Origin of the sequence: Ruegeria sp. HKCCA5929 (assembly GCF_013034525.1) — a bacterium.
Taxonomy (GTDB): domain Bacteria; phylum Pseudomonadota; class Alphaproteobacteria; order Rhodobacterales; family Rhodobacteraceae; genus Ruegeria.
The window spans coordinates 57,715-81,231 of record NZ_WQGE01000004.1 but is presented as its reverse complement, the minus strand read 5'-3'; the positions used below and the strand labels follow the sequence as shown (position 1 = coordinate 81,231).

23 protein-coding genes, 1 tRNA gene and 1 pseudogene are annotated in these 23,517 nt (G+C 56.1%); 12 read left to right on the top strand and 13 right to left on the bottom strand.

Annotation, left to right across the window (positions count from 1 at the left end; genetic code table 11):
• Positions 1–7: 7 nt before the first annotated feature.
• The 8 genes from GOV90_RS11415 to GOV90_RS21375 form a co-directional block, all read right to left on the bottom strand.
• Positions 8–706, bottom strand: coding sequence for a CbiX/SirB N-terminal domain-containing protein (locus GOV90_RS11415; protein WP_171092120.1), 699 nt, complete (start codon positions 704–706; stop codon positions 8–10).
• Positions 707–767: 61 nt separating this feature from the next.
• A complete protein-coding gene (locus GOV90_RS11410) occupies positions 768–1,700 on the bottom strand; it encodes an AEC family transporter (RefSeq protein WP_171092118.1) in 933 nt (310 codons plus the stop codon).
• Positions 1,701–1,754: 54 nt separating this feature from the next.
• The gene (locus tag GOV90_RS11405) at positions 1,755–2,552 is read right to left on the bottom strand and encodes an MBL fold metallo-hydrolase (protein ID WP_171092117.1); all 798 of its coding nucleotides are present in this window, start codon (positions 2,550–2,552) and stop codon (positions 1,755–1,757) included.
• Positions 2,549–3,355 carry a TatD family hydrolase gene (locus GOV90_RS11400; protein WP_171092115.1) on the bottom strand — a complete coding sequence of 269 codons (807 nt, stop codon included), beginning with the start codon at positions 3,353–3,355 and terminating at the stop codon, positions 2,549–2,551. The genes GOV90_RS11405 and GOV90_RS11400 overlap by 4 nt, the downstream gene beginning before the upstream one ends.
• Positions 3,352–4,473: a DNA polymerase III subunit delta' gene (locus GOV90_RS11395; RefSeq protein ID WP_171092113.1), complete on the bottom strand. Its 1,122-nt coding sequence runs from the start codon at positions 4,471–4,473 to the stop codon at positions 3,352–3,354. The genes GOV90_RS11400 and GOV90_RS11395 overlap by 4 nt, the downstream gene beginning before the upstream one ends.
• Positions 4,474–4,476: 3 nt before the next feature.
• Complete coding sequence (gene tmk, locus GOV90_RS11390) at positions 4,477–5,103, bottom strand: dTMP kinase (RefSeq protein ID WP_171092111.1); 627 nt, start codon at positions 5,101–5,103, stop codon at positions 4,477–4,479.
• Entirely contained in the window at positions 5,100–6,266 is a 1,167-nt protein-coding gene (locus GOV90_RS11385) for a D-alanyl-D-alanine carboxypeptidase family protein (protein ID WP_171092109.1), read from the bottom strand. Before GOV90_RS11385 ends, tmk begins: the two co-directional genes overlap by 4 nt.
• 16 nt (positions 6,267–6,282) lie before the next feature.
• The gene (locus tag GOV90_RS21375; protein ID WP_171092106.1) at positions 6,283–7,605 is read right to left on the bottom strand and encodes an SPOR domain-containing protein; all 1,323 of its coding nucleotides are present in this window, start codon (positions 7,603–7,605) and stop codon (positions 6,283–6,285) included.
• 202 nt (positions 7,606–7,807) lie between these two features.
• Between GOV90_RS21375 and GOV90_RS11375 the strand changes: the two genes are divergently transcribed.
• Positions 7,808–7,897, top strand: a tRNA-Ser gene (locus tag GOV90_RS11375).
• Between the two features lie 126 nt (positions 7,898–8,023).
• Here GOV90_RS11375 and GOV90_RS21180 read toward each other — a convergent pair.
• Complete coding sequence (locus GOV90_RS21180; protein ID WP_253284635.1) at positions 8,024–8,179, bottom strand: DUF5993 family protein; 156 nt, start codon at positions 8,177–8,179, stop codon at positions 8,024–8,026.
• 147 nt (positions 8,180–8,326) lie between these two features.
• The gene (locus GOV90_RS11370) at positions 8,327–9,271 is read right to left on the bottom strand and encodes an aldo/keto reductase (protein ID WP_171092105.1); all 945 of its coding nucleotides are present in this window, start codon (positions 9,269–9,271) and stop codon (positions 8,327–8,329) included.
• Between the two features lie 614 nt (positions 9,272–9,885).
• Here GOV90_RS11370 and GOV90_RS11365 point away from each other — a divergent pair.
• The gene (locus tag GOV90_RS11365; RefSeq protein ID WP_170750418.1) at positions 9,886–10,404 is read left to right on the top strand and encodes a redoxin domain-containing protein; all 519 of its coding nucleotides are present in this window, start codon (positions 9,886–9,888) and stop codon (positions 10,402–10,404) included.
• Positions 10,405–10,428: 24 nt separating this feature from the next.
• Here GOV90_RS11365 and GOV90_RS11360 read toward each other — a convergent pair whose 3' ends face one another.
• Positions 10,429–11,097, bottom strand: coding sequence for a GntR family transcriptional regulator (locus GOV90_RS11360; RefSeq protein WP_174825423.1), 669 nt, complete (start codon positions 11,095–11,097; stop codon positions 10,429–10,431).
• A gap of 322 nt (positions 11,098–11,419) precedes the next feature.
• Between GOV90_RS11360 and GOV90_RS11355 the strand changes: the two genes are divergently transcribed.
• The 9 genes and pseudogenes from GOV90_RS11355 to GOV90_RS11315 all read left to right on the top strand — a co-directional run bounded on the left by GOV90_RS11355 (position 11,420) and on the right by GOV90_RS11315 (position 18,968).
• Positions 11,420–12,394 carry a TRAP transporter substrate-binding protein gene (locus GOV90_RS11355; RefSeq protein ID WP_171092102.1) on the top strand — a complete coding sequence of 325 codons (975 nt, stop codon included), beginning with the start codon at positions 11,420–11,422 and terminating at the stop codon, positions 12,392–12,394.
• A 76-nt stretch (positions 12,395–12,470) separates the two neighbouring features.
• The gene (locus tag GOV90_RS11350) at positions 12,471–13,004 is read left to right on the top strand and encodes a TRAP transporter small permease (protein ID WP_171092100.1); all 534 of its coding nucleotides are present in this window, start codon (positions 12,471–12,473) and stop codon (positions 13,002–13,004) included.
• Positions 13,005–13,006: 2 nt separating this feature from the next.
• Positions 13,007–14,293 carry a TRAP transporter large permease gene (locus tag GOV90_RS11345; protein WP_050605415.1) on the top strand — a complete coding sequence of 429 codons (1,287 nt, stop codon included), beginning with the start codon at positions 13,007–13,009 and terminating at the stop codon, positions 14,291–14,293.
• 19 nt (positions 14,294–14,312) lie between these two features.
• Complete coding sequence (locus GOV90_RS11340) at positions 14,313–14,747, top strand: heme-binding protein (protein ID WP_170519537.1); 435 nt, start codon at positions 14,313–14,315, stop codon at positions 14,745–14,747.
• A 10-nt stretch (positions 14,748–14,757) separates the two neighbouring features.
• The gene (locus GOV90_RS11335; protein ID WP_170750424.1) at positions 14,758–15,630 is read left to right on the top strand and encodes an NAD(P)-dependent oxidoreductase; all 873 of its coding nucleotides are present in this window, start codon (positions 14,758–14,760) and stop codon (positions 15,628–15,630) included.
• A gap of 54 nt (positions 15,631–15,684) precedes the next feature.
• A complete protein-coding gene (locus GOV90_RS11330) occupies positions 15,685–16,428 on the top strand; it encodes an SDR family NAD(P)-dependent oxidoreductase (protein ID WP_170777634.1) in 744 nt (247 codons plus the stop codon).
• Between the two features lie 72 nt (positions 16,429–16,500).
• Complete coding sequence (locus tag GOV90_RS11325) at positions 16,501–17,424, top strand: sugar kinase (protein WP_171092098.1); 924 nt, start codon at positions 16,501–16,503, stop codon at positions 17,422–17,424.
• A gap of 16 nt (positions 17,425–17,440) precedes the next feature.
• Entirely contained in the window at positions 17,441–18,184 is a 744-nt protein-coding gene (locus GOV90_RS11320) for a ribonuclease activity regulator RraA (RefSeq protein ID WP_170750430.1), read from the top strand.
• A 79-nt stretch (positions 18,185–18,263) separates the two neighbouring features.
• Positions 18,264–18,968, top strand: a pseudogene (locus GOV90_RS11315) (IS6 family transposase).
• Positions 18,969–19,111: 143 nt separating this feature from the next.
• On the opposite strand, the gene GOV90_RS11310 reads toward GOV90_RS11315, so the two are convergent.
• Together GOV90_RS11310 and GOV90_RS11305 are read right to left on the bottom strand one after the other, a co-directional pair.
• Positions 19,112–20,749, bottom strand: coding sequence for a GMC family oxidoreductase N-terminal domain-containing protein (locus GOV90_RS11310; RefSeq protein ID WP_170777636.1), 1,638 nt, complete (start codon positions 20,747–20,749; stop codon positions 19,112–19,114).
• A gap of 10 nt (positions 20,750–20,759) precedes the next feature.
• Positions 20,760–21,788: a LacI family DNA-binding transcriptional regulator gene (locus tag GOV90_RS11305; RefSeq protein ID WP_171092096.1), complete on the bottom strand. Its 1,029-nt coding sequence runs from the start codon at positions 21,786–21,788 to the stop codon at positions 20,760–20,762.
• 238 nt (positions 21,789–22,026) lie between these two features.
• Here GOV90_RS11305 and GOV90_RS11300 point away from each other — a divergent pair, with 238 nt between their 5' ends.
• On the top strand, positions 22,027–23,493 hold the full coding sequence (locus GOV90_RS11300) for an aldehyde dehydrogenase family protein (RefSeq protein ID WP_216602310.1): 1,467 nt from the start codon (positions 22,027–22,029) through the stop codon (positions 23,491–23,493).
• Positions 23,494–23,517 lie beyond the last annotated feature (24 nt).

The window sequence follows — 23,517 nt, the reverse complement described above, 5'->3', positions numbered from 1 at the left end:
CCGAGGATCACGCTGATGCGAACGCCTCGGTGACCTTTTGCGCGATCTGCTGCTGAATGGGGGCGAGCTCTCCGACAACGGGCATGACGATACCTTTGAATTGGGCGCGCTCCAGCTCTTCGGGTACGTCTTCTAGAACATGACCTCCGGTACATGCGAAGAACGGTAGGCAAATCGCTTGATTAGATGCATCGCGCGCTGCTTCGGCAATCGAGGGCGGTTCTTCGACAAAGCCAACCCGGATCGATTGAAATGCAACCTGCCTGCCTAGCCGGTCCGCAAATTCATTGGCCACCGCCGATGGATTCCGGCTGCGGCCCGACCCGTGCGCAGCGATCACCAAATCCGTCGCATTGGCCGCCCAATGCTCTTCCTGCAACTTCGCCTCTAGCGCGTTCGCCGTCAACGCGGGCAGATCGGGATCAATGCCCAAAGGATCCAAAATACGTGCTGTGTGATCTCCGACCCGTTTCGGCAGGGCACTTGTTACAAACCACCCCTTCGCCATGAAAAGCGGGTAGATCACCGAATTTTCGGGAAGGCCGTCCAATTTGGCCTCAAGCGCGCCGGGCTTGGCCAGCGTCGCAGAACTCACCGTTACATGTTCGGCCAACGCGTCGACCTTGGCTGCAAATGCAGCCAGCGCGGCCTCGGCGGGATCCGGATCAGATGGTTGGCCGTGGGCGACGACTATGGCGTGTGGCATTCGGGTCTCCTGCTGCGTTCTGCGATAGGTGTTACTGCGAAAACCGAAGTCAACACCTGTGTTAGCCCAGAAGGCTCAACCAAAGCCAGACGGTGATTATAGATGCTGCTGTTCCGATCAAAACGGACGAAGCCGCAACGCGTTTGGCGCGGCCATACATATTCGCAAAGATATAGGCGTTGAAGCCCGGTGCCATTGCGGCATTCAACACGCCCGATCGAAACAGGTCCTGCGGCAGGCCGGTGGATGTTCCGAATAACCAAACTAGGCTGGGGTGCAGCATCAGAGAGATGCAGCAGACAAAACCAATGGTGCGCAAGTCGCCTTCGGGTTTGTATTTAACCAACACACCCCCCAATGCAAACAAAGCGCCAGGAAGGGCTGCGCGGGTAACAAGTTCAAGCGCTTCGTCCACGACTGCTGGGATGATCAGACCGGTTATGTTGACGACAAAACCAAGCGCAATACCAAGGATCAGTGCGTTTTTGAACATCGCTGACAGAACTGATCGCGCCATATGTACACCGCCGTTGCCGCGATTGCGCACGACCTCCATCACCGTGATCCCAACGCCGTAACAAAACGGAGAATGGAAGGCGATGATCGCGTAGTTGCCCGTCAGGTTTTCAGGGCCATAAGCACGTTCGGTTATCGGCAGGCCCAGCAGGACCGAATTGGAAAATAGACAGCAGAAACCGATGGCCACGCAGTCTTCCCAGTCCCTGCCAAAAATGATCCTTGCTCCAAAAAGACCCGCAGTGAAGCACAACGCAGCGGCGGAATAGAAGCTGGCCAAAAGCCGGGGATCGAAACTGGCGCTAAGGTCCAGGTGTGCGATGGCCAGGAACAGCAGGCAGGGGATCGCAAAACCTTGGGTGAATTTCATCAACCCATCGACGTGCTCTTGTTTGAAATAGCCCGTGCGGGTCGCCGTGTATCCGGCACCGATCACAAGGAAGACCGGAAGAATGACGTCGATCAGGCTTTGCAGCATTTGGCCCTCGTGCGGCAGGCGCGCTGTGATATCTTGAGCGCGCGGGGCAGGGGCTTATTGCGCCTGATAGATCACCATCCCGTCAAAAGCGGGGGTGATATAGTCGGGAGTTTCCGCGTCAACCGTCGCATAGTCCAGATCGATATGCATATTGGTGAGCACCGCGCGTTTTGGTTGCAGTTGTTCGATCCATCCCAGCGTCTTTTCCAGATGCGCGTGCGTGGGATGCGGGGAGCGTCGCAGGGCATCGATGATCAGACAGTCCAAACCTTCCATCTCGGGCCAGGCGGCGTCGTAGATCTCGGCAACGTCCGGCAGATAGGCAAGCTGACCGATGCGGAACCCAAGAGAGTCGATTGAGCCGTGGTTCACTTTGAACGGGCGCAACGTAATGGGCCCACCGGGACCATCGATGTCGAAAGGGCCATCAATGGATTTGAGGTCCAGGATCGGAGGATAAGGTGAACCTTCAGGCTGAATGAAGGCGTATCCGAAACGGCCCAGCAATGCGTTCTGTGTGTCCCCATCCGCCCAGACGGGTACGCGCGTTTTCATGTTGAAAACGATCATGCGCAGGTCGTCGATCCCATGCACATGGTCCGCGTGCGAATGGGTATAGACCACCCCATCCAACCGCCCGGTGCCGGTGTCCAGCAACTGGCTGCGCATATCTGGCGTGGTATCGACCAGAACCGAGGTCGTTCCATCCGGCCCCTCGCGTTCAATCAGCAGCGAGCAGCGGCGGCGCACGTTTTTCGGGTTTGTAGGATCGCAGTCGCCCCATTGACCGCCCAGCCTTGGTACGCCGCCCGAGGAACCGCAACCCAGAATTGTAAAACGCATCCCGGTCATGCAGCGGCCTTGTACAGCGCGGCCTTGGTGAACAAGCGGTCAAAATTGGCCTGTGTCTGGGCTGCAAAAGCGGCATAGTCCATGCCGAAAACCTCAGCCCCTTTCCGGGCTGTGTGGGCGGTGTAGGCGGGTTCGTTACGTTTGCCACGATAGGGTGGTGGGGCCAGATAGGGCGCATCGGTCTCCACCAGAATGCGGTCTACCGGTGCAGTAGCGAAAATATCGCGCAACTCCTGGCTTTTGGGGAAGGCGGTGATGCCGGACATCGACAGGTAAAAGCCCAGATCCAGCGCGGCCTTGGCCAATTCGGCAGAAGAAGAGAAGCAGTGCATAACGCAGGAATAGGGTGCGTTGCGATACTCGTCGGCCAGAATTCGGGCCATGTCATCATCCGCTGCGCGGGCGTGAATGATCAGGGGCAGGCCAGTGCGCTGGGCCGCTTCGATATGGATGCGCAATGACTGTTTCTGCACTTCCGCACTGTCGGCGGTATAGTGGTAGTCCAGACCAGACTCTCCAATGCCGACGAATTTCGGGTGCTGGGCCAAGGCAACCAGTTCGTCGACCGACGCTATCGGCTCATCCGCCGCACTCATCGGGTGCGTGCCGGCGGCATAGAAGACGGGCGCATGGGCCTCGGCAATCGCACGGACGCTGGGTTCGTTGCGCAGTTTGGTGCAAATCGTGACCATGCGGGTCACGCCAGCCTCGGCTGCGCGCGTGATGATCTCGTCCAACTGGCCGTCGAAATCCGGGAAGTCCAGATGGCAGTGGCTGTCGGTAATCTGGGGGGTGTCGCTCATCTGTTCTGACCGGCGGTTTCCTGTATCTTGAACACCGTATCTAGGACCAGAGCGGCAGGGTCAAGGTTCACCGCCTGACCATGCCGTGCGCGTGCCGTGATTGTCGCGGCGACTTCTGCCCAGCGGCGGGCTTGATCGGGGGAAGCCGAAAGACGCATCAGCGATTCACCTTCGTTTGGGGCCGCTTCGGGAACGGGGGGTGTACCGGTTGCGCCAGTCAAAGCCAGCCGTGACAAGGCGACGTCGATCAGCGTTAGCAACAACTCGAAACGATCAGCGGCACCGCGCTGTGCTGCGGCTTCGGCCAACGCCAGTGCGCGTTGCCGGTCCATACGGGGCAGGGTGCCCAGAATGGCGATCAGCTCGGCATAAATGTCCAGACCGCCAAGATTGATTAACCGCACAGCATCCCCAACTGATCCTGCCGCAAGTGCGGCCAGGTGTTCAGTCTGGGCGGGAACTTCTGTTCTGGTTTGCGACAGGGCGGTTTGCATGTCCTGCGGACTCAGCGGGCCAAGGCGCAGCGTGCGGCAGCGCGACCGGATGGTTGGCAGCAGGCGCGAAGGTTGGTGCGATACGAGCAAAAGCGTGGTGCGCGCAGGCGGCTCTTCCAGCATCTTCAACAGCGCGTTGGCAGCACTGATGTTCATTTCATCCGCCGAATCCACAATCACCACCCGGCGTCCGCCATCAGCCGAGGACAGACCAAAGAATTTTCCAAGCTTGCGGATATCGTCCACGACAATCTCGCCGCGCATCCGCCCCTGATCATTCAGAGATCGGGTGACCACAGCCAATCCTGGTTCGGCTCCGGCCTGCATGCGATGCGACACCGGATGATCGGGATCAATTTCGAGCGTTTCTGGCGGCGGCGGCGCTCCGAACAAGCCGCCGTCATCTGCCGGGGGTGTGGCCAGCAAAAATCGCGCGATCCGCCAGGCCAGCGTCGCTTTGCCGACGCCGCGCGGCCCGGTCAGCAACCAACCGTGGTGCAACCTGTCGAAATTGTAGGCCGTCAGAAACGCCTGCTCAGCATTCTCCTGACCAAAAAGCCGCGCGGTTTCGCGCGGATGCGGTGCACCCGGCACCTGATCCGGAGAAGGGGTATCGTCACTCATCGTTTACCGCAAAGCTGCTTGAACGATATCTGTCACATCCTGCGCCACACTGTCCATGTCTCTGTTGCCATCCACGACGCGAAACCGGCCCGAGAATTCATCAGCCAGCGCCAGAAACCCTGAGCGCATTTTCTTTTGCAGATCGGGGCCGAAATCTTCGAACCGCTCTTCTGTGCCCTGTCGGCCTTTTGCACGCGACAAGCCCGTTTCCGGATCCATATCGATCAGCAACGTCATGTCCGGCTCTCGCCCGATCATCAGGTTGTGCAATTGGTCTACCAGACTGCGCAGGTCGCCGCGTGACAAGCCCTGATACATCCGCGTGCTGTCGGCAAAACGGTCGCAAATCACCACTTTCCCTGCCGCAAGGGCGGGTTCGATGGTGCGTTCCAGATGGTCGCGGCGGGCTGCGGTGAACAGCAGCAATTCCGTCTCGGCCGACCAACGATCCGGGTCGCCTTCCAGAACAAGGCGGCGAATTTCCTCGGCCCCCGGTGAGCCGCCCGGTTCGCGCGTCAGCACGACCTCATGTCCCTGCGCGCGCAGACGATCCGCCAGCATCCGCGCCTGGGTTGACTTGCCTGATCCGTCAATGCCTTCGAAGGTCAGAAATAACCCCGCTTTCGTCACATCGACTCCAGTGGGTTGTTGATCACGTCTTTCAATACGATGCCGCCAACGGTCAGCATCCGCACGACAAAGCCACCTACGGCTACGTCCTCGGCAGCCACAAGCGGGCGCCGGATCTCGGGCAGTCCTTCGGGCTTGATCACCAGTTCAGCCAATTGCTGGCCTTTCTGGACAGGCGCGTTGATTGGGCCGTCATACACAACTTCGGCCTCGACATTTTGGGTGCCCAGAACCGGGAACAGCACGTTCAGATCACCTTCGGCAACAAGCCCGACGGTCTTTTTCTCACCCATCCACAGTTGGGCTTCGGCTATCGGCGTTTCCGCGTTGGCAACTGTCCTCTCGACAAAATTTCGAAACGACCAGTTAACCACGGCCTCAGCCTCCTCTGCCCGCTGGCCGGTGGTGTCGAGACCGGTCAGAACGAAAATGACGCGCCGGTCACCCTGTTTGGCAGAGCCGACAAGGCCATAGCCGGCCTCTTGCGTGTGGCCGGTTTTCAAACCGTCCGCGCCGATATCCAACTTCAGCAGCGGGTTGCGATTGCGGGCATTTGACGGCGCGCGGCCGTCGAATTCAAAAACTTCCTCGGCGAAGAGAGGGTAATATTCGGGGAAGTCCGAAATCAAGCGATCCGCAAGAACAGCCAGATCATGCACTGACATCATATGACCGGCGGCAGGCCAGCCGTTCGAGTTGGCAAAGTTGGAATTGTTCATTCCCATCTGCTGCGCGCGTTGGGTCATGTACCGCGCAAACCCGGCCTCGGTTCCGTCGGGGCTAAGTGCTTCGGCGATAACGACGCAGGCATCATTGCCCGACAAAACGATGATGCCGCGCAGCAGGTCTTCGACGGTGACGCGGTCCTGCGTGTTCAGGAACATGGTCGAGCCGCCATAGCTCATCGCGTGTTCGGACACGGGCAGGGTTTCATTCAGTGTCAGTCGGCCATCGCGCAAAGCCTCGAAGGCCACATACAGCGTCATCAACTTGGACATCGACGCGGGCGGCAGGGGCTGGTCGGCGTCTTTTGACAGAAGAACAGTGCCGGTGGTCTGGTCAATCACATAAGCCGCGCGAGCTGTGGTATCAAAAGCGTGTGCGGGCAGTCCCATGAGGGCAATCCCCATGGCGAGAACGGATGTGCGCATCGAGGCTAGCATGCTGCGTCTCCCTGTTTCAGTCGGATACGGTGAACGCGTCTTTGAAGCCAAGGTCTTTTACGTCCTTCTGAATGGCTTTGCGTTCGGCCCGGGTTGCGGCAGGGCCAACCAGCACCCGCCAGACGGTGTTATTTGCGGTTTTCAGTTCCCGAACAACTGCGGACATACCGTTCCTGCGCACCTTCTGTGCGGCAGAGTTGGCGTTATCCTCGACGCTGAAGGTTCCGATCTGAACAAACGGTTTGCTCAGCGGTGATGCGGTGGTCGCGGCAGCCGCAGCCGTCGCCGCTGCTGGTGTTGCTTCGGTCGCATCAATTGCGGCGGCGGCACCTTCGATCGGGTCCAGTGGCGTTTCGGTGATCTCTGCGGGATCCTTCTTTTGCCACCATTTCCGCTTGGCGGGTTTCTCGGCCGGGGCTTCGACCGGCGCATCTGACAAAGTCGGAGAGGTTACGGCAACAGCAGCCTCGGTCGCAACTTCGGCGCTATCCGTGGCTGCATCTGTTGCAGCCGCTGCGGTTCCAGCGGCTGCGGCAGTTCCGGCGGCAGCAGCAGCGGGTGCTTTCTTCTGCCACCATTTCCGTTTGGCCGGTTTTTCAGAAGGCGCTTCGGTTTGCTCCTCTGCGTTTTCCTGAGCAGAATCGCTGACCGTTTCCGTTTCTGCAGTCTTGTCCTCTTCGGATCCTGAAGCGCTTGCTACAACAGCGGCGGTACCGGCGGCAGCAGCTGCGGGCTCTTTCTTTTGCCACCATTTCCGTTTGGCCGGCTTTTCGGTATCACCCGTGGCTTGGCCATCGGTTGCTGCATCTGCCGATGCGGTCTCGGTTTCTGCGGTTGCGTCCTCAACTGGTGGTGTTTCCTCAGATGGGGGCTCTTCGACCTTCTCGCGACGCAGCGCTATAACGCTAAGCTTTGTAGGTGACCCTGCCAGCAACCCAAGCTGTTCCGCTGCCGAGGACGAGACCTGAAGCGCCGGGCCGGGCAAGTTGCGCTCGCGCCGGAACAAGGCACCAGTCACGGATTTGTTGTTGGTGGTGTTCTTGATCACAACGCGCTCGGGTTGCGTCACGTCCGGATGCGCGACCCAGATGCCACCCAACGATGGTCGGCCATCCCAAAGCCCCGCTTCGGTAACGCGGAAAACGTCCGGTGCTTCTACGTCGCGCTGCGAACCACTGGTCACCTGGGGTATAAGTTCGATTTTCCCATCGTTGTCCTGGGGCTTTTCGGCGGTTTCAGCTGTACCCAAAGCCTCTTCACATCCGGCCAAAATCGTCAAAGTCAACGCCAGATACGCCAGCCTTTTGGGCCCCGGGCGTGTCTCGATCGCTCGCTTCATCTGCTTATCCCTTGCCTGAAGGGGTTTCGTTTCACGAACCCCGCTGCCGGTCTGCTGGTTCTGTATGCCAGCCTGTTTCGGTCTTTCCACCCGATCATAACGTGGCTGAAGGGTCATGGAAAGAGCGCTGAAAACTCTTCGGCAAGATTTCCCGTTTTCGACTTGCCTCTGATCGAACTTGGCCTTAGACCCGGCTTTCGACGGGGAGGTGGCAGAGTGGTCGAATGCGGCGGTCTTGAAAACCGTTGGGCGTGAGAGCGTCCCCAGGGTTCGAATCCCTGTCTCCCCGCCACTCATACCTGTCTCACTTCAGTTGTATTTTCTGATCCGGAATTGTTACGCAATTCCCGCGCGTTGGCGCATGCGCTTTCAATCAGAGACGAAGCAAACCGTACATTCAGAGGACAATTCAGCAATCTCACAATTGGATTGAAAGCGGCGTTGTTGCATGAAATTTTAGCCAATAAACGCTCGCCAAAAGCGTTACTGCGAAGAGTGCGTATGAAAGGCGAACGAGTTTGTAGTAAGCGAGCCCCAAGGCGCATGTGAACAACGCAAATAGTAATGCAATCATATTGATCCCTTTGACTTTTTGGCCTTGTCGAGACTAGCAGGCACTGAGGACACCGTTTTCTTTTTCGAAAATAGGTTCTGAGCTCCAGAACAAATCTCGCATGATCTTCCGCCTTGTTTGAGATACTGCCCCCTTTGGGGTTTTACTCTAAGCCTCAGGATTCTCCGAAGAACTCCCGAGCTTGGCGAGTTCCTCCCAAACGCCTTCAGGGATGGGCCACTCTGCCCATTCCATTGCCTGTTGAACATGCTGAGGCCATGTCACTCCGCAAACCGTCGAAGTAATGTCGTCGTTTTTTAAAGAGTATTGCAACGCGACCGCTCCGACGGGGACATCGTAATGCCCGCATACCTCTTCAACAGCACGTATTGGCGCAAGTACTTCATCATCTGCAGGTCGATAGACATAAAAGCGATGGATCGCGCTGCCTCGGGCCAGTGCACCTCCGGAATACGGTGCCGCGTTCAATATCGAAACGCCTCGTGATTTCGCGAGTTTTATTAGAGGTGCCGCGTTATCGTTTACCACAGTATGCCTGTTGTGTGTTAGGACCACGTCAAAATCCCAACTCTCCAAAATTGGCATCATCAAGTCGATACGTCCCGCCGCGATTCCGACCGCCTTGGCCAGACCTTCCTCCTTGATACGGAACAACTCTTCAATCGCGCCACCCCGCCCTTTGACCTCAGATAGGTCACTTGCATATTCGAAATCATGGACGTGGAGTATATCAACGCTGTCGACGCTTAAGGCCGTAAGACTTTCCTCGAATGATCTACGTGCCTGAGAACCATCAAAAGCACCGGTTTCCATGTCCCGGTCGATTTTGGTGGAAAGCACTCGCCCTTCCGGCCAACCACCAAGCTCACGAATGACTTTGCCTATGCGCTCTTCACTTCGTCCCATGGCATAGCAACGGGATGTGTCCAGGAACGCATTTGGCTGCGAAAGAATTGCCCGAATTGTATCAATCGCGCGGTCTTCCTCAACTTCATACCCATAGATTTCCGGGATACTTCCCAACCCCGTCGATCCAAACCCGATGCGAGGAACCCGTATCCCAGTCTTGCCAATTTCGCGTAGCTCTGCCATGCCACCCCCCCAGTTGGTTCAGGACATTCACAGATGTTGCGCCAGTAGTTTGTTGAAAACAAGTCAGGCTTGTCGCTGGAGTTACTCTCTGGTCTCAACGCAATCGTTCAAGCCGAAAATTCACAAAGCTTTTCGCGAATGGTAGAAATGTCCGCATTGCGGTCATTGACGATGCAATCGGCTGATGGTTGCTTTCACCAAAACCGGCCATTCGTACAAAGTGCAGCGACCGACGGCTTCGAGCCTAAAGTTACAGTTAACTAGTAACGGTGACGTTTTGGGTTTCACCGGACCGATCGTTTGAACGTTCTGGTCTCGATTCTAAAGTTTTCTTGGGGGCCACAGGTGATCAGGTCGCGTTGAATTCGACACAAGTACGCTGGTTGCGCTCACACCTGTTACGGCATTAGAAGCCCGGCTGCAATGAGGGGCGTAGAGTGACGGCGGGTAGGTATCGGTGATTCCTCGTTAACTGACAGCAATCTTAGATCGAGCGTGCCTTTCAAGCACTAAATGATATCGCGATCTTGGTTTCAATAATTGCCTTGACGTGACATGAACTAAGCTAACGGTATCCGCGCAAAGCCCTTGTTTGTAGAAGAAAGGAACGACTCATGACCTCAGCCAAACCAAATGTCGGCGCGCAAATCGAGCAAATGAGTTTTTTAAGGCTGGGGTCTGATGACCAGGTTACGATCGGTCAACAAAAAGACCGCTGGACCATGTTGTTTGTTTATCGAGGTAAGCATTGTCCACGCTGCAAGCGCTTTTTGAACAAGTTGAATGCGGCGCTGTCGGCATGGGCTGACGTTATGGACGTTATTGTTGTCTCTGCCGACACCAAAGAAAAAGCTGCGGCAGACAAAGCAGAATTCGGCTGGGATTTTGATCTTTGCTATGGAATGACTGAAGCGCAAATGCGCGCGCTTGGTCTTTACGTGTCATCGCCTCTATCTGATGCAGAAACGACGGGTCTGTTCGCCGAACCTGGCGCGTTTGCCATCCGTCCGAATGGAACACTGATGCTGGCCGATATCTCTAACGGCCCTGCGGCACGTCCCGATTTGGAAGAGCTTTTGGACGGCATGAAATTCAATATTGATAATGATCGTCCGGAACGAGGAACGGCCTGAGACCACCAGATCGCATGGCCTCGGTTACTCAAAATAGCCTGGGTGCGTCTTGTGGATGAAGTCGATGGTTTCGTCGAGGCGGGACAGGTGTTTTCTAACAGCGGCTTGTGCTTGGTCATGGTCTCCTGCCGCCATGGCCTGTGCAATCTCTCGGTGATCGGCGAGGATGGCGTCCGCGGCACTGCCCTTTTCAAGACTGAGCATACAAAGCCGGTCAACCTTTTGCTTGGATTCTAGCATTACTTCAAATGCCATCGGATTGCCGCTGAGCACGTAGATCAGTTTGTGAAAATCATAGTCCAGAGAGTGAAACGCCGATAGATCACCGTCACTAATTGCCTGTTCTTGTAAGGCGAGATTCTCTGCAAGTTTTGCTTCACGTGTTGCGTCCCAAACTTCCATTGCCCGATGGACGATCTCTAGCTCCACCGCCATTCTAACCAACCGCGCGAGAGCCACACGCTCCATAGAAAATCCTCGAACTACGGTCGCCTTTTGTGGTCGTATTAAGAGCAGATCTTCGTTGCCGAGCCTTGTGAATGCGTTGCGAACAGGTTGGCGTGATACGCCGAATCGGCTGGCTACCTCTGTTTCGGATAGCTTTGTACCGGGAAGAATTTCAAGCGAAACGATCTCGTCGTGTAGCGCTTCATAGACCGCATCGGTTGTGGTTCGTCTAACAATTTCTTCCAAGGTATGTTGCTTGCGCCCTCTGTCTTAGTCACGTTTCAAATTACAGATTCACTGTTATAGCATTGAAATAAATAGAATATTCTATTTCACTTTGCTTGAGTGAACCAATGTAGGCCTGTCACCTATCAAATGCCCTGCGCTTTCGACTGTCAAGCAATCTGACATACTAAAAGCCTACAGTTGACATAACTTGGATACTAGTGTCCCTTTGGGGGCAGCAGCGATTCTGGTTCTTGGGGGAAATCGAAAGCTACGTGGCTTACGATCTCTGAAATTCCATGAAAGCCAAATCCTGTCCAAAATTAACCGGGGAGGAGAACCCATGACTTTCACGAAATCGTTCTTTGCAACTGCGACCGCTGTGGCATTCATTGCAACGTCAGCTTCAGCCGAAAACTGGCGGGCCTGGAATATCCACAACGACGGCCATCCCAACACGGCTGCAATGGACAAGTTCGCCGAACTGGTTGACGCTGCTACAGACGGCGAAGTTACCGTCGATGTGTTCCACGGAGGTGTTCTTGGCTCCCAACCGGATGCCCTAGAACAGGTTCGTATCGGCGCAATCGAGGTTGGTAACTTCAACCTCGGTCCCATTGGCCCAATGGTGAAAGAAGCTAACCTTGTATCGCTTCCTTTCATCTTCAAAGATGTGCCGCACATGTTCCGCGTGCTGGACGGCGACGCCGGTGAGGTTGTTTCATCTGCGATGGGTGAAGCAGGCATTCTGCCACTGGCATGGTTTGATGCCGGTGCGCGTTCTTTCTACAGTCAAAAGCCGATCAACACGCCCGCAGATGTCGAAGGTCTGAAAATCCGTGTGATGAACAACGATCTTTATACATCTATGATTTCAGCTATGGGCGGTAACCCGTCGCCAATGGCCTTCTCCGAAGTTCAGCAAGCGCTGAAAACCGGCGTTGTTGATGGTGCGGAGAACAACTTCCCGTCGTTCAAGAATGTCGGTCACTATGAAGTGACCACAAATTATTCTTTGTCCGAGCACCTGATTATCCCCGAGTGCATCTGCGTGAACACGGCCAAATTCAATGCCCTGTCTCCTGAATTGCAAGCCGCTGTGCGCGGTGCAGCAGAAGAAGCCGCATTGGTCCAGCGTGAGCTTTGGGCAATTGGCTCTGAACAAGCGCGGAAAGATGTTGAAGCGGCCGGCATCACTGTCAATGAAATCGCCGACAAAGGCCCATTCCAGTCTGCAATGGAATCGGTTTATGCAGACTACTTGGCTGCAAATCCTGACATGAAAGCGTTGGTAGAAATGGCGCAAGCCACTGAATAAGTTGTCTTAACAATTCAACTTTGAGCGCCCGGCTCCGCCAATTGGATGCCGGGCGGTTTGTCTCAGAGGAAATCCAATGCAAGAGCCCGATACCCCCCCTGCCGCCATGCGCAACATGGACAGGATTCTTGATCTACTCGCACGAGTTTGCATGTTGCTGTCTGGCGTCGCCATTGTCGTTATGACAGCGATCTTTGCCTGGCTGGTGTTCGGGCGCTACGTTCTGAACAACACGCCCACTTGGGTTGAGCAGGTTTCACTGCTTTTGGTCATGGTCATCGCGTTTCTCGGTGCGGCTGCGGGTGTGCACAACCACACGCACCTCTCTGTTGTCGTGTTCCGCAATATAGTCCCACCCTCTGTGCGAACGGTTTTCGTCGTGCTCACTGATGTCCTGATGGCAGGTTTCGGTGGCATGATGCTTTGGTACGGGATCGAGCTGACAATATTCAAATGGAACACCTTGATTCCGCTCATCCAATGGTCAGAAGGCTTGCGCTCCTTGCCTCTGACAATCAGCGGCGCTTTAGTGTTTCTTTTTTCCACTGGCCATTTGATCCGCCTGTTTCTGGGCCGAGACGAACGCCAAGACAACATTGATCAGGGGTAGCCATGGGACTCATGATTCTGTTGGGGGTTTTTGCCCTTTGTGTCATCATCGGCGCGCCAGTAGCATACGCCCTTGGTATCGCTGCATTGGCTTCCTTTTGGTTTGAAGGATTGCCAATGTTTGTTGGGTTCCAGCGTATCGTGTCCGGGATCAACGTCTTTTCCCTAATGGCGATCCCGTTTTTCATCTTTGCGGGCGAGCTGATGTTTCACGGTGGTATCGCGATCCGGTTGGTTCGGTTTGCGCAGGCCGCCGTAGGCGCTGTGCGCGGTGGGCTTGGTATCGTCAATGTCTTCTCGTCCATGTTGTTTGGTGGCATTTCCGGATCGGCAATTGCAGATATCTCCGCGCTTGGGTCAATCCTGATCCCGGTGATGAAAGACAAAGGTTATGATGCCGACTATGCGGTGAACGTCACAGTGACATCATCAATTGCCGGGATCATCATCCCACCCAGCCACAACATGATCATCTTTGCCCTTGCAACAGGCGGTGCAGTTTCAATCTCAAAGCTGTTCCTGGCCGGTGTTGTGCCCGGTGTCCTTATGTGTTGCTGCCTTGCGATTGCCGCCTATGTCGTGGCGGTCAAGCGCGGCTATCAGGCCGAACAGTTTCCGGGTTGGACCGCACTGGCCATCGCCTTTGTGGGCTCGATCCCTGGCTTGTTGACGGCCGTGATCATTGTTGGAGGGGTCTTGTCAGGCGTCTTTACGGTAACTGAATCCGGCGCGTTCGGGGCAATGTACGCCTTTGTGGTGACGCTGGTTGTCTATCGCAGCCTTTCCTGGGAAAACTTCAAAACCGCCGTTATCTCTTCGGTGCGCACAACGTCTATGGTGATGATCCTGATCGCCTGCGCCGGTGCCTTTGCCTATATGCTGACGTTCAACCGGGTGCCGACAAAAACAGTCGAATTCCTGTTGGGTATCACAGAAAACCCGATCCTGATCTTGTTGATGATCAACGCTGTGCTGTTGCTCTTGGGGATGATCATGGACATGGCCGCGTTGATCCTGATTTGCACACCGATTTTCCTGCCGGTGATGAACATGCTGGGCATCGACCCGCTGCAGTTCGGTATGATCCTTTTGGTGAACCTCGGTCTTGGTCTTTGCACGCCACCTGTCGGGACCTGTCTCTTTGTGGGGTGTGCTGTTGGAAAACTACCGATGGAGAAAGCGGTAAAAACGATTTGGCCTTTCTACCTCGCCATCTTTGCCGCGCTCATGCTGATCACTTTTGTACCGGCAATATCGCTGACGCTGCCGAACCTAATCATTGGTCCCTAAATCAAAGGAGAATGAGGCGATGCTGACAATAAGACGCCTGGACATCGATGACGCGGGCAAGTTGATCGCAGGAGCGCGAGCCAAGGCGCAGGAAATCGGCGTACCGATGTGTATTGCCGTTACAGACGAAAGCGGCAACCTCATCGCGTTTGAGCGGATGGATGGTGGCAAGATTACCAGCATCATTTTGGCCATCGACAAGAGTTTCACTGCAACCGGTATCCAAAAAGGAACCGATGCTCTTGGTGAAGCAAATCAGCCTGGCATGGCCGCACACGGAATATCCTCAACGCTGGGCGGACGAATGGTGACCGTTGCAGGTGGCCTTCCCGTGACGGTCGACGGACAGGTGGTTGGCGGGATCGGTGTCAGCTCGGGCTCGCCAGCTCAGGATCTCGAAGTTGCGCAGGCAGGGGTCACGGCGCTCTGCGAAGCCCAATTGGAAAGAGTTTAAGGAGTCAGATATGACAAAACCCGTCATCGGTTTCATCGGCCTCGGTCTTATGGGCGGTAACATGGCAAAGTGCCTGCAAAACAACAGTTTTGATCTGGTTGTTATGGGTCGGAACAAGGAAGCCGTCGCAGCCACTGTCAACCGCGGTGCTGTAGAGGTTACAACGCCACGCGAGCTTGCTGAAAACAGCGATATCGTGATGCTTTGTGTAACAACATCGGATGTCGTCGAAAGCCTGATCTACGGCGATGACGGCATCCTGGCAGGCATCAAAGATAGTGCTGTGGTCATTGACTTTGGCACCTCGATCCCAGCGTCCACACGCAAAATCGGCACAGACTTGGCCGCAAAAGGTGCTGGTATGATTGATGCGCCGCTGGGACGCACACCCGCGCACGCCAAGGACGGTTTGCTGAACATCATGGCAGCGGGCGATATAGCCACCTTTGAGAAGGTGAAACCTGTCCTGGATGTACTGGGGGAAAATGTCTTTCACCTCGGCGAACTGGGTGCGGGCCATGTGACCAAGCTCATCAACAATTATATGGGCATGACGACAGCTTGCACCATGAGCCAAGCCTTTGCTGTGGCTGAACGCTCAGGGGTAAACAAACAGCAGCTTTTTGACATCATGTCAGCTGGACCGTCCAATTCCCCCTTTATGCAGTTTTGTAAGAACTACGCGGTGGATGGTGTCAGCGATTTGGGGTTTTCGATTAACAACGCCAACAAGGATCTTGGATACTTCCTGAAGCTGGCCGAGGACGTGGGCACTCGTGCCGAGATCGCTGAAGGAACCGCGAACAACCTTCAGGCAGCAGCGGACGCAGGCATGGGCGACGGCAACGTGCCGGAAATCTTCGACTATTTTGCCAAGCTTTAGCGTCAGATCCATCAGTCACGCATAGCAGCACCAATTGAACGGGAAAGAGCAACCATGAGACTTCAGGAAAAGACCGCAATTGTCACGGGTGGTGGCCGCGATATCGGGCGCGCCTGCGCTGTCAAACTCGCCTCCGAAGGGGTAAATGTCGCGGTGAACTACTTCGCCAGTAGTGCCGGCGCCGAGGAAACCGTAGCCGAGATCAAAAAGATCGGTGGACAGGCGTTTGCAATGCAAGGCGACCTGAACAAACCTGAAGAGGTCGATGCGTTGATCGCCAAGACGGTCGATACCTATGGCAGCCTGAACATTCTGGTGAACAATGCCGGAGGTTTGATCGCGCGCAAGAAAATCGCCGAGATGTCGCTTGAGCATTGGCAGGCTGTCATGGATCTCAACCTGACCAGCACGTTTCTTATGGTCAAAGCGGCACTGCTGCATATGAAATCCGGGGCCATTGTAAACATCGCCAGTCAGGCGGGTCGCGACGGTGGTGGCCCGGGTGCGTCGGCTTATGCAACGTCAAAAGGCGGGGTCATGACGCTCACCCGTAGTCTTGCAAAAGAACTGGGTCCGGATATCCGTGTCAACGCAATCTGCCCAGGCATGATCGACACGGATTTCCATAACATCCATACTCCCGATGCAGGCCGTCGGGGGCTAGAAGCTGCTGCGCCGCTCAAGCGGCAAGGCCAGTCTCAGGACGTTGCGAACCTCGTGGCGTTTCTGGCAAGCGAGGACTCGGCTTATCTGACCGGGACGAATGTCGATATCAATGGTGGGATGCTGTTCTCGTGACCACTGCAGAACAGGTTACCTAATTGTCGAACGCTACCGTTTGCCAAACTTCGAAGTACTGGAAACCGGAATATGCGAATTCTCGCGATAGGTGAATGTATGGCCGAAATGGCCCCAACTGACGCGCCAAGCACGTATCAAATGGGGTTCGCCGGAGACACGTTCAATACAGCTTGGTATCTGGCCCAACTCACACCCGAAACGCCCTTGTCCTATTTTACAGCCGTCGGAGATGACGCCATCTCATCACGGATGCTGAGTGTCATGCGCGAAAGCGGGGTCAACACCCAGAAGGTGCGGATCGTGCCAAACCGTTCAGTGGGGTTGTATCTTATCACGCTAAACAACGGGGAACGCAGTTTTACCTATTGGCGCGGCCAGTCGGCCGCACGCCTATTGGCCCAAGACAAGCAAGCACTTGCCCACGCCATGACGCAATCTGATCTCATTTATTTCTCGGGCATCACTCTGGCAATCTTGAACCCTGAAGGGCGCGCTGCCTTGCTTGACGTTGCTCGGTCAGCGCGGCGTGCCGGAAAACGGATTGCCTTCGACCCCAATCTGCGCCCGCATCTTTGGGACAGCCCCTCTGAGATGACCGAGAACATCATGCAGGCGGCCGCCGTTAGCGATATTGCCTTGCCATCATTCGAGGACGAGGCACATTGGTTCAGCGACATGAACCCCGCGGCCACTTTGCAGCGCTATGCAAGGGCGGGTGCAGAAACGATCGTTGTCAAGAATGGCGCAGAAACGGTCATTTTTCGTACTCGCGGCGCAGAGGGCTCTGTCCATGTTCCGCCTCTGGCCTCGGTTGTGGATACGACTGCTGCAGGCGACAGTTTCAACGCTGGCATTCTGGCGGGGCTGGCAACGGAAAAATCCTTACCTGACAGCATAGCACTGGCCTGCAAACTGGCAGGGCATGTCGTGCAAGGCAAAGGTGCACTTGTTCCCGTCAACCAAAGCCTGCTCGATAGTTGCCAACAGCCTTAGCAGAAGGATCCAGCCCTTGCCGAACCCTCAGCCTGCCGAAACGATCAAACTGCATCCGGATACGCTTGATCGCTTGTCAAAGGTCAGCACAGCGACTGTGGCCACGCTGCTTTACAAACGCGGTTATCAAAACGCCTATGTTCAAGGCGTTGCCCCATTGGGCAAGGGCAAGCCCTCCCTTGTCGGCCCGGCTTTTACACTGCGCTACATTCCTGCTCGGCCTGACACCGACCCGATCGAGGCGTTTCGTGAGCCAGATCACCCGCAGCGCGTGGCCGTGGAAACATGTCCTGAACGCGCGGTATTGGTCATGGATTGTCGGCAGGATGCATCGGCGGCCTCGGCAGGTTCGATCCTTTTGACGCGACTGGAAATGCGCGGAGCAGCGGGCGTTGTCACGGATGGTGGAATTCGCGACGCCGACGGTGCCGCAGCACTTGAGATGCCAGTCTTTGCTGCAAAACCGTCTGCCCCAACCAACCTTACGAAACATCATGCGGTAGATATCGGTTTGCCAATCGGGTGTGGCGGCGTGGCGGTCTATCCTGGTGACATCGTTCTGGGTGATGGCGATGGTGTCATGATTATCCCACGCCACCTCGCCGATGACATTGCGATCGAGGCAGGCCCAATGGAGCTGTTCGAACGTTTCGTTCTGGAAGAGGTGCGAAAAAGCACCCCCGTAATTGGACTTTATCCTGCAACCGACCCAGACGTTCTCGAACGATTTGAGGTCTGGCGCGCGCGGCTCTCTGACTGATGTCTGAATCGCTGCAATGTAGGTTTTGTCAGAAGAACTTGGCTTGAGGCGGGCAAGGGGGCATTCATAGCCTTTGTGGATGGAAAGACGATCACCATTTAAATGCTTCAAAACCAGTCCCGAGATCATCCGCTTTGCGGTGATGCTGTACATCCTTTCCCGCTCTCGCTTCGGAATGTCGAAGATCTGGTGCACGAGCGAGGCATCGACGTGCGCCACGAAACTGTTCGATTTTGGTGGCACAGGTTTGGCCCGATGTTTGCTGCTGATATAAGGCGGAAGCGTGTTCAGCTGCTGCGCGCGTTCTCCAAATGGAAGTGGCACGTTGACGAGGTTTTCGTGAAGGTAGATGGCAAGCGGCATTATATTTGGCGGGCCGTTTATCAGGAAGGCGAGGTACTGGAAGCTGTTGTCACCAAGCGCCAAAACAATGCTGCAGCATTGAAATTCCTTGAGAAATTGATGAAGCGACACGGCAAAGCGGAAACCATCGTCACGGATCGCTTTGCCTCATACAGAGCCGCTCTCAGAGAGCTTGGCGTTACCGAAAAACAAAGGACGAGCAGGTGGATCAACAACCGCGTCGAGAATTCGCACCTGCCGTTTCGACGACGCGAACGCGTAATGCAGCGGTTCATACGGGTGCGAAGTTTACAGACATTCGCCTCCGTCCATTCCTCCGTCTACAACCACTTTAACAAGGAGCGATCTCACCAGCAGAGATACATTCAAGCTGACCCGCGCCGCCGCCCTTAGCGAGTGGCGTCAACTTTGTTCCGGATAGGTTCGCGGTTTCCGCGGCAAACTGAGGCTAGTTCGAATTAGTCGGAAAACATCTAGGGAAATCCGTTTTCGGTCGGGCGGGCAGCGCGACGCCATTTTTTGCGCCAGGAATCGGATCAATGACGGACGACGCCGCAGCTTAGGTTAAGAATTGCGTCCCTCGCGTGCTGATCCGATGCCAAGGATCAGGTCGGCGCATCGTTCGCCAAGCATCATGGCAGGTGCGTTTGTGTTGCCGGCGTTGATGTCAGGCACTGCGGACATGTCGCAAACCCGTAAGCGCTCGATCCCGCGCACACGCATTCTGGCGTCCAGCACTGCCATTCCGTCGCCGTCCCGACCCATTTTGGCAGTGCCCGCCGGGTGATAGTTGGTTTTTACGAATCTCTTACAATGTGCTCGCAGCGTCTGTTCGTCGTCCGCTATCGGAATGACGATTTCGCGAACCCTTTGAGCAAGCGGGCCCGACGTGAATGCCCGGCGAAAGAACCGCTGCCCCCGGATCATCTCTTGCATGTCGTCTTCATGCTTCAGAAGGTTGGGCGAGACCACTGGCATGGTGTGAGGATCGGCCGAGCGAAGTCGGACCTCTCCGCGTGATTTCGGTTTGACCACGACGGTCGTAACGGTCAGGCCAAAGTCATCCTGCACCTCGTCCAGAGCGTCGCGATCCAGATAAACAATTGGCACGCAAAAGGCTTGGATGGTCGGTTCTCCATCAGGAATCGACGGATTGACAAACGCGCCGGCTTCGACTCCGGCGGAAGTTACCGGTCCGCTGCCGAACAGTTTGAACTGGATGCCGTTGCGAAGCATCCGCCAGCCCTCACCTTGTTTGAAGTATCCGTAGGGACCGTTGGCAAAGGCGGTAATTGGAACTTCGGGGTGGTCAATCAGGTTCTGGCCAACCCCCGGCAATGGGCAGATCACGGGAATACAGTGATCGGCAAGATGTGCATCAGGTCCGATGCCTGATAGCATTAGGATTTTTGGCGTCACCAGAGCGCCCGCCGCAACGACAACTTCACCATCGCACCGGACCGTGTGGGCTCCGCGTTTGTCTCGATACTGCACGCCGACGGCCTTATCGTTTTCGATGATGACTTTGCTGACCGTTGCGCCAAGCCGGATGGTCAAGTTCGGGTTCGTCTCGAGAGGGGCGAGAAAAGCATAAGCCGACGAACTGCGCTTACCGGCGCGATTGGTGAACTGATAGAACCCGACACCGCGCTGCGTTGCGCCGTTGAAGTCCGTGTTGAATGGTTCGCCAAGGGCCTGCACCGACTGAACGAACCAACGTGACATGTCGTCTATATGCCCCGGATCCGAGACCTGCACCGGACCGTTGCTGCCATGCAGGTCATTGTGAAGCCTGTTGTTGTCTTCCATCCTGCGGAAGTAGGGCAGCACATCATCCCATCCCCAGCCGACTCTGTCGTTGGTCTGTCGGAGCAGGTTTTCCCACGCGTCATAATCAGAAGGGCGGCCACGCATATAGACCTGGGCATTCACAGACGACCCGCCACCCAGCACGTTGGCCTGCGGAATGTCATGCACGCGACCGTCCAGGTGGTCCTGCGGTTCGGTCTGGTGGTAGGTCATGAACTTGGACCCGTTGATCATCTTGAAGATACCCGGCGGCATGTCCAGCAACGGATGGCGGTGCGAATGCCCGGCCTCCAGCACCAGAACCCTGCACTTGCCCTGGTTGACCAGTCGCGCTGCAGCGGCTGCGCCGGCAGAGCCGCCGCCGATGACGATATGATCGAAGGTTTCCGTCACGAGTTCGCCTTCAGGCCCGGCGTTTGGGTTCGCTGATTGAGTCGCGCTCCACCAGTTCGCATTCAAGCTTCACGAGAGGGTGTCGCTGACCATCCGTCGGACCGTGGAACAACTGTTCGATGACCCAGCGTCCCATCGCCCTAGTTGGAAGGATCATCGAGGTCAGGGGTGGCGACAGGTGTCGCGCGGTTTCGTCATCGTCGAATCCGATGACCGAGATGTCCTCGGGGATGGATAGGCCAAGTTCCTTGAGCGCCTCATAGCAGCCGATTGCCATTCGGTCATTCTGACAGAAAATGGCGGTTGGCGGAGAGGGCAGGTCCATCAATTCGCGCGTGGCAGCATAGCCTGCGCTGGGCAGCCAGTTGCCCTCGATGACCAAATCCTCGTCAAATGGGATGTCGGCGGAAGCAAGGGCGTTTCTGTACCCGGTCGTTCGCCCTGCGGCGCATTCCATGAACGGCTCGCCGGTGATGGTGGCGATTCGTTTGTGCCCCGCCTTGATCAGGGCGTTGGTCGCCGTATGTCCAGCGGCGACTTCACCGGGTATCACCGCAGGAAAAGAGAGGTCGTCGCAAAAGCAGTTCAGCAGCAGAACCGGGGTTGCGGTCTGCCTGAGGATTTCCGGAACGACCACCCGCCGGGTGAAAACGGTTGCGTAAATGATGCCCGCAACCTGTTGGTCGAGGAAATACCTAAGCGTTTTGGGTTCGACCTCGGGGTCGTTTTGGGTTTCTGCCAGCAATACAAGATTTCCCGTGTCCCGAACGGCCTGTTTCACGCCATTAAACGCGTTTACCATTTCGGGGCTCGACGCCAGATCGTCCACGACAAAAGCGATGGTGCCGTCTAACGCCGAGGGCCGAGGCGCGCTGTTCTGTGGTTTCCTGAGTTGAGAGGGCATGGCGTATCCAAGCGTGTTGGCGGCGTCCAGGACTCTTTGCTTTGTGTCCTCGGAGATTTTGACGGAATCGTTCTTGTTTAGAACCAGCGATACTGTCGTCTGTGAGCACCCGGCGACGCGTGCAATATCATGCATCGTTATGCGCTGCCGGCCCGCGACTCGTCCCACGCCCCTGTGCTGCCCGGCCTTGTTCGCTTGATCGTTCATCGCTCAACCTTTTTGTTCGCTTCCTTTTTATCGACTATACGAAGGACGCGCAACTAATATTAGTGAATAGTTATTAATATTAGTGTTGACGAAATAATATTATTAGTGTTTTGATCGATGGTGGGGTCGCCAATGTGGTCTGACCGAGTAAGCGCGGGAGGCGAAATTGCGGTCTGTAGTGGGGGAGTTGGGTCAGGTGGTTCGGCATTCGATGTTCATCGATGGCCGCTTTACCGACTCTGACGCGGACACGGTTGGTGTCGAGAACCCTGCAAATGAAGAGATCGTTGCGCAAGTTCCAGATGGCGGTGCCGCTCATGCGGATGCGGCCGTCGAGGCGGCCCATCGTGCTTTTGGCTCGTGGTCCTCGCGCCCGGCGATCGAGCGGGCGCGACTGGTTCAGCGGTTGGCCGAAGCCATCCGGACTGACGCCGGGCGTCTGGCCGCTCTGATCACGGTCGAGCAGGGCAAGCCCATCACCCAGTCCCGAAGTGAAGTTGATGCCGCTGTTACCTTTCTTTGCCATGCGGCTGAAGAGGCCCGGAGGATTTCAGGTGACATAGTGGCATCGGACAACAAGTCCGAGGAAATCCAGATCCGGCGTCATCCTTATGGCGTTGTTGTTGCGTTGACGGCTTGGAACTATCCGCTGGCATTGGCCGCCAGGAAAGTCGGGCCTGCGCTGGTCGCGGGCAACACTGTTGTTCTGTTGGGACACGAAATCACGCCGCTGTCCGGTCTCGCGATCGCCGAGCTTGCCGAAAAGGTCGGGTTTCCGCCCGGTGTTCTGAATGTTCTGACAGGCAAGGGGCCGGTGGTAGGGCAGCGGTTGGTCGAACACCCCGATACCTCACTGATCACAATGACCGGCAGCACACGAGCCGGTAAAGAGATTTTTCGCGCCGCGGCCGACCGGATCAAGGTTGTCCGGCTCGAGCTTGGCGGCAAGGCGCCGTTCATCGTGATGGAGGATGCGGATATTGACGCTGCTGTTTCGGCCGCCATTGCCGCCCGGTTTGCCAATTGCGGCCAGATTTGCACCTGCAACGAGCGTATGTATCTGCATCGCGGTATTGCGGATCAGTTCTTGGAAAAATTCGTGACAGCAGCCCGCGCATTGTCGATCGGAGATCCGATGGAGGACTGCGACCTGGGGCCCAAAGTCAGCAAGGTCGAAATGACCAAGGTCGCCGAAATCATCCAGCGCAGCATCGCCGAAGGTGCCACGGTCCATCTGGAAGGCGGGCCTTTGACGGACGGCGCGCACCGCGAAGGGCACTGGATGTCCCCAACGGTTCTCGAGGTCTCCGACAACGGCAATGCCGCGATGCAGGAGGAGGTCTTTGGACCCGTGGCGACAGCCATGCGGGTCGATGATTTTGATCAGGCGATAAGTTTTGCGAATGACACGTCATTCGGGCTGTCCGCCTATCTCTTTACGGCATCGCACCGGCGATTGATGGAGGCCCCGAGCCGTTTGAAGTTCGGCGAATTGTACCTGAACCGCTCCAATGGTGAGGCCGTACAGGGATTTCACACCGGTTGGGGTTTGTCCGGGGTTGGGGGCGAAGACGGCGCGTATGGCTTCGATGGCTATCTGAGGAAACAGACGACTTACATGAACTGGGCATGACCTAAAACTCGCGGTCAAAACGGA

Bases quoted from the DNA above. Each gene is read 5' to 3' on its own strand.
- GOV90_RS11415 (WP_171092120.1), bottom strand. From the start codon at position 706: ATGCCACACGCCATAGTCGTCGCCCACGGCCAACCATCTGATCCGGAT.
- GOV90_RS11410 (WP_171092118.1), bottom strand. From the start codon at position 1,700: ATGCTGCAAAGCCTGATCGACGTCATTCTTCCGGTCTTCCTTGTGATC.
- GOV90_RS11405 (WP_171092117.1), bottom strand. From the start codon at position 2,552: ATGACCGGGATGCGTTTTACAATTCTGGGTTGCGGTTCCTCGGGCGGC.
- GOV90_RS11400 (WP_171092115.1), bottom strand. From the start codon at position 3,355: ATGAGCGACACCCCCCAGATTACCGACAGCCACTGCCATCTGGACTTC.
- GOV90_RS11395 (WP_171092113.1), bottom strand. From the start codon at position 4,473: ATGAGTGACGATACCCCTTCTCCGGATCAGGTGCCGGGTGCACCGCAT.
- GOV90_RS11385 (WP_171092109.1), bottom strand. From the start codon at position 6,266: ATGCTAGCCTCGATGCGCACATCCGTTCTCGCCATGGGGATTGCCCTC.
- GOV90_RS21375 (WP_171092106.1), bottom strand. From the start codon at position 7,605: ATGAAGCGAGCGATCGAGACACGCCCGGGGCCCAAAAGGCTGGCGTAT.
- GOV90_RS21180 (WP_253284635.1), bottom strand. From the start codon at position 8,179: ATGATTGCATTACTATTTGCGTTGTTCACATGCGCCTTGGGGCTCGCT.
- GOV90_RS11370 (WP_171092105.1), bottom strand. From the start codon at position 9,271: ATGGCAGAGCTACGCGAAATTGGCAAGACTGGGATACGGGTTCCTCGC.
- GOV90_RS11365 (WP_170750418.1), top strand. From the start codon at position 9,886: ATGACCTCAGCCAAACCAAATGTCGGCGCGCAAATCGAGCAAATGAGT.
- GOV90_RS11355 (WP_171092102.1), top strand. From the start codon at position 11,420: ATGACTTTCACGAAATCGTTCTTTGCAACTGCGACCGCTGTGGCATTC.
- GOV90_RS11350 (WP_171092100.1), top strand. From the start codon at position 12,471: ATGCAAGAGCCCGATACCCCCCCTGCCGCCATGCGCAACATGGACAGG.
- GOV90_RS11345 (WP_050605415.1), top strand. From the start codon at position 13,007: ATGGGACTCATGATTCTGTTGGGGGTTTTTGCCCTTTGTGTCATCATC.
- GOV90_RS11340 (WP_170519537.1), top strand. From the start codon at position 14,313: ATGCTGACAATAAGACGCCTGGACATCGATGACGCGGGCAAGTTGATC.
- GOV90_RS11335 (WP_170750424.1), top strand. From the start codon at position 14,758: ATGACAAAACCCGTCATCGGTTTCATCGGCCTCGGTCTTATGGGCGGT.
- GOV90_RS11330 (WP_170777634.1), top strand. From the start codon at position 15,685: ATGAGACTTCAGGAAAAGACCGCAATTGTCACGGGTGGTGGCCGCGAT.
- GOV90_RS11325 (WP_171092098.1), top strand. From the start codon at position 16,501: ATGCGAATTCTCGCGATAGGTGAATGTATGGCCGAAATGGCCCCAACT.
- GOV90_RS11305 (WP_171092096.1), bottom strand. From the start codon at position 21,788: ATGCATGATATTGCACGCGTCGCCGGGTGCTCACAGACGACAGTATCG.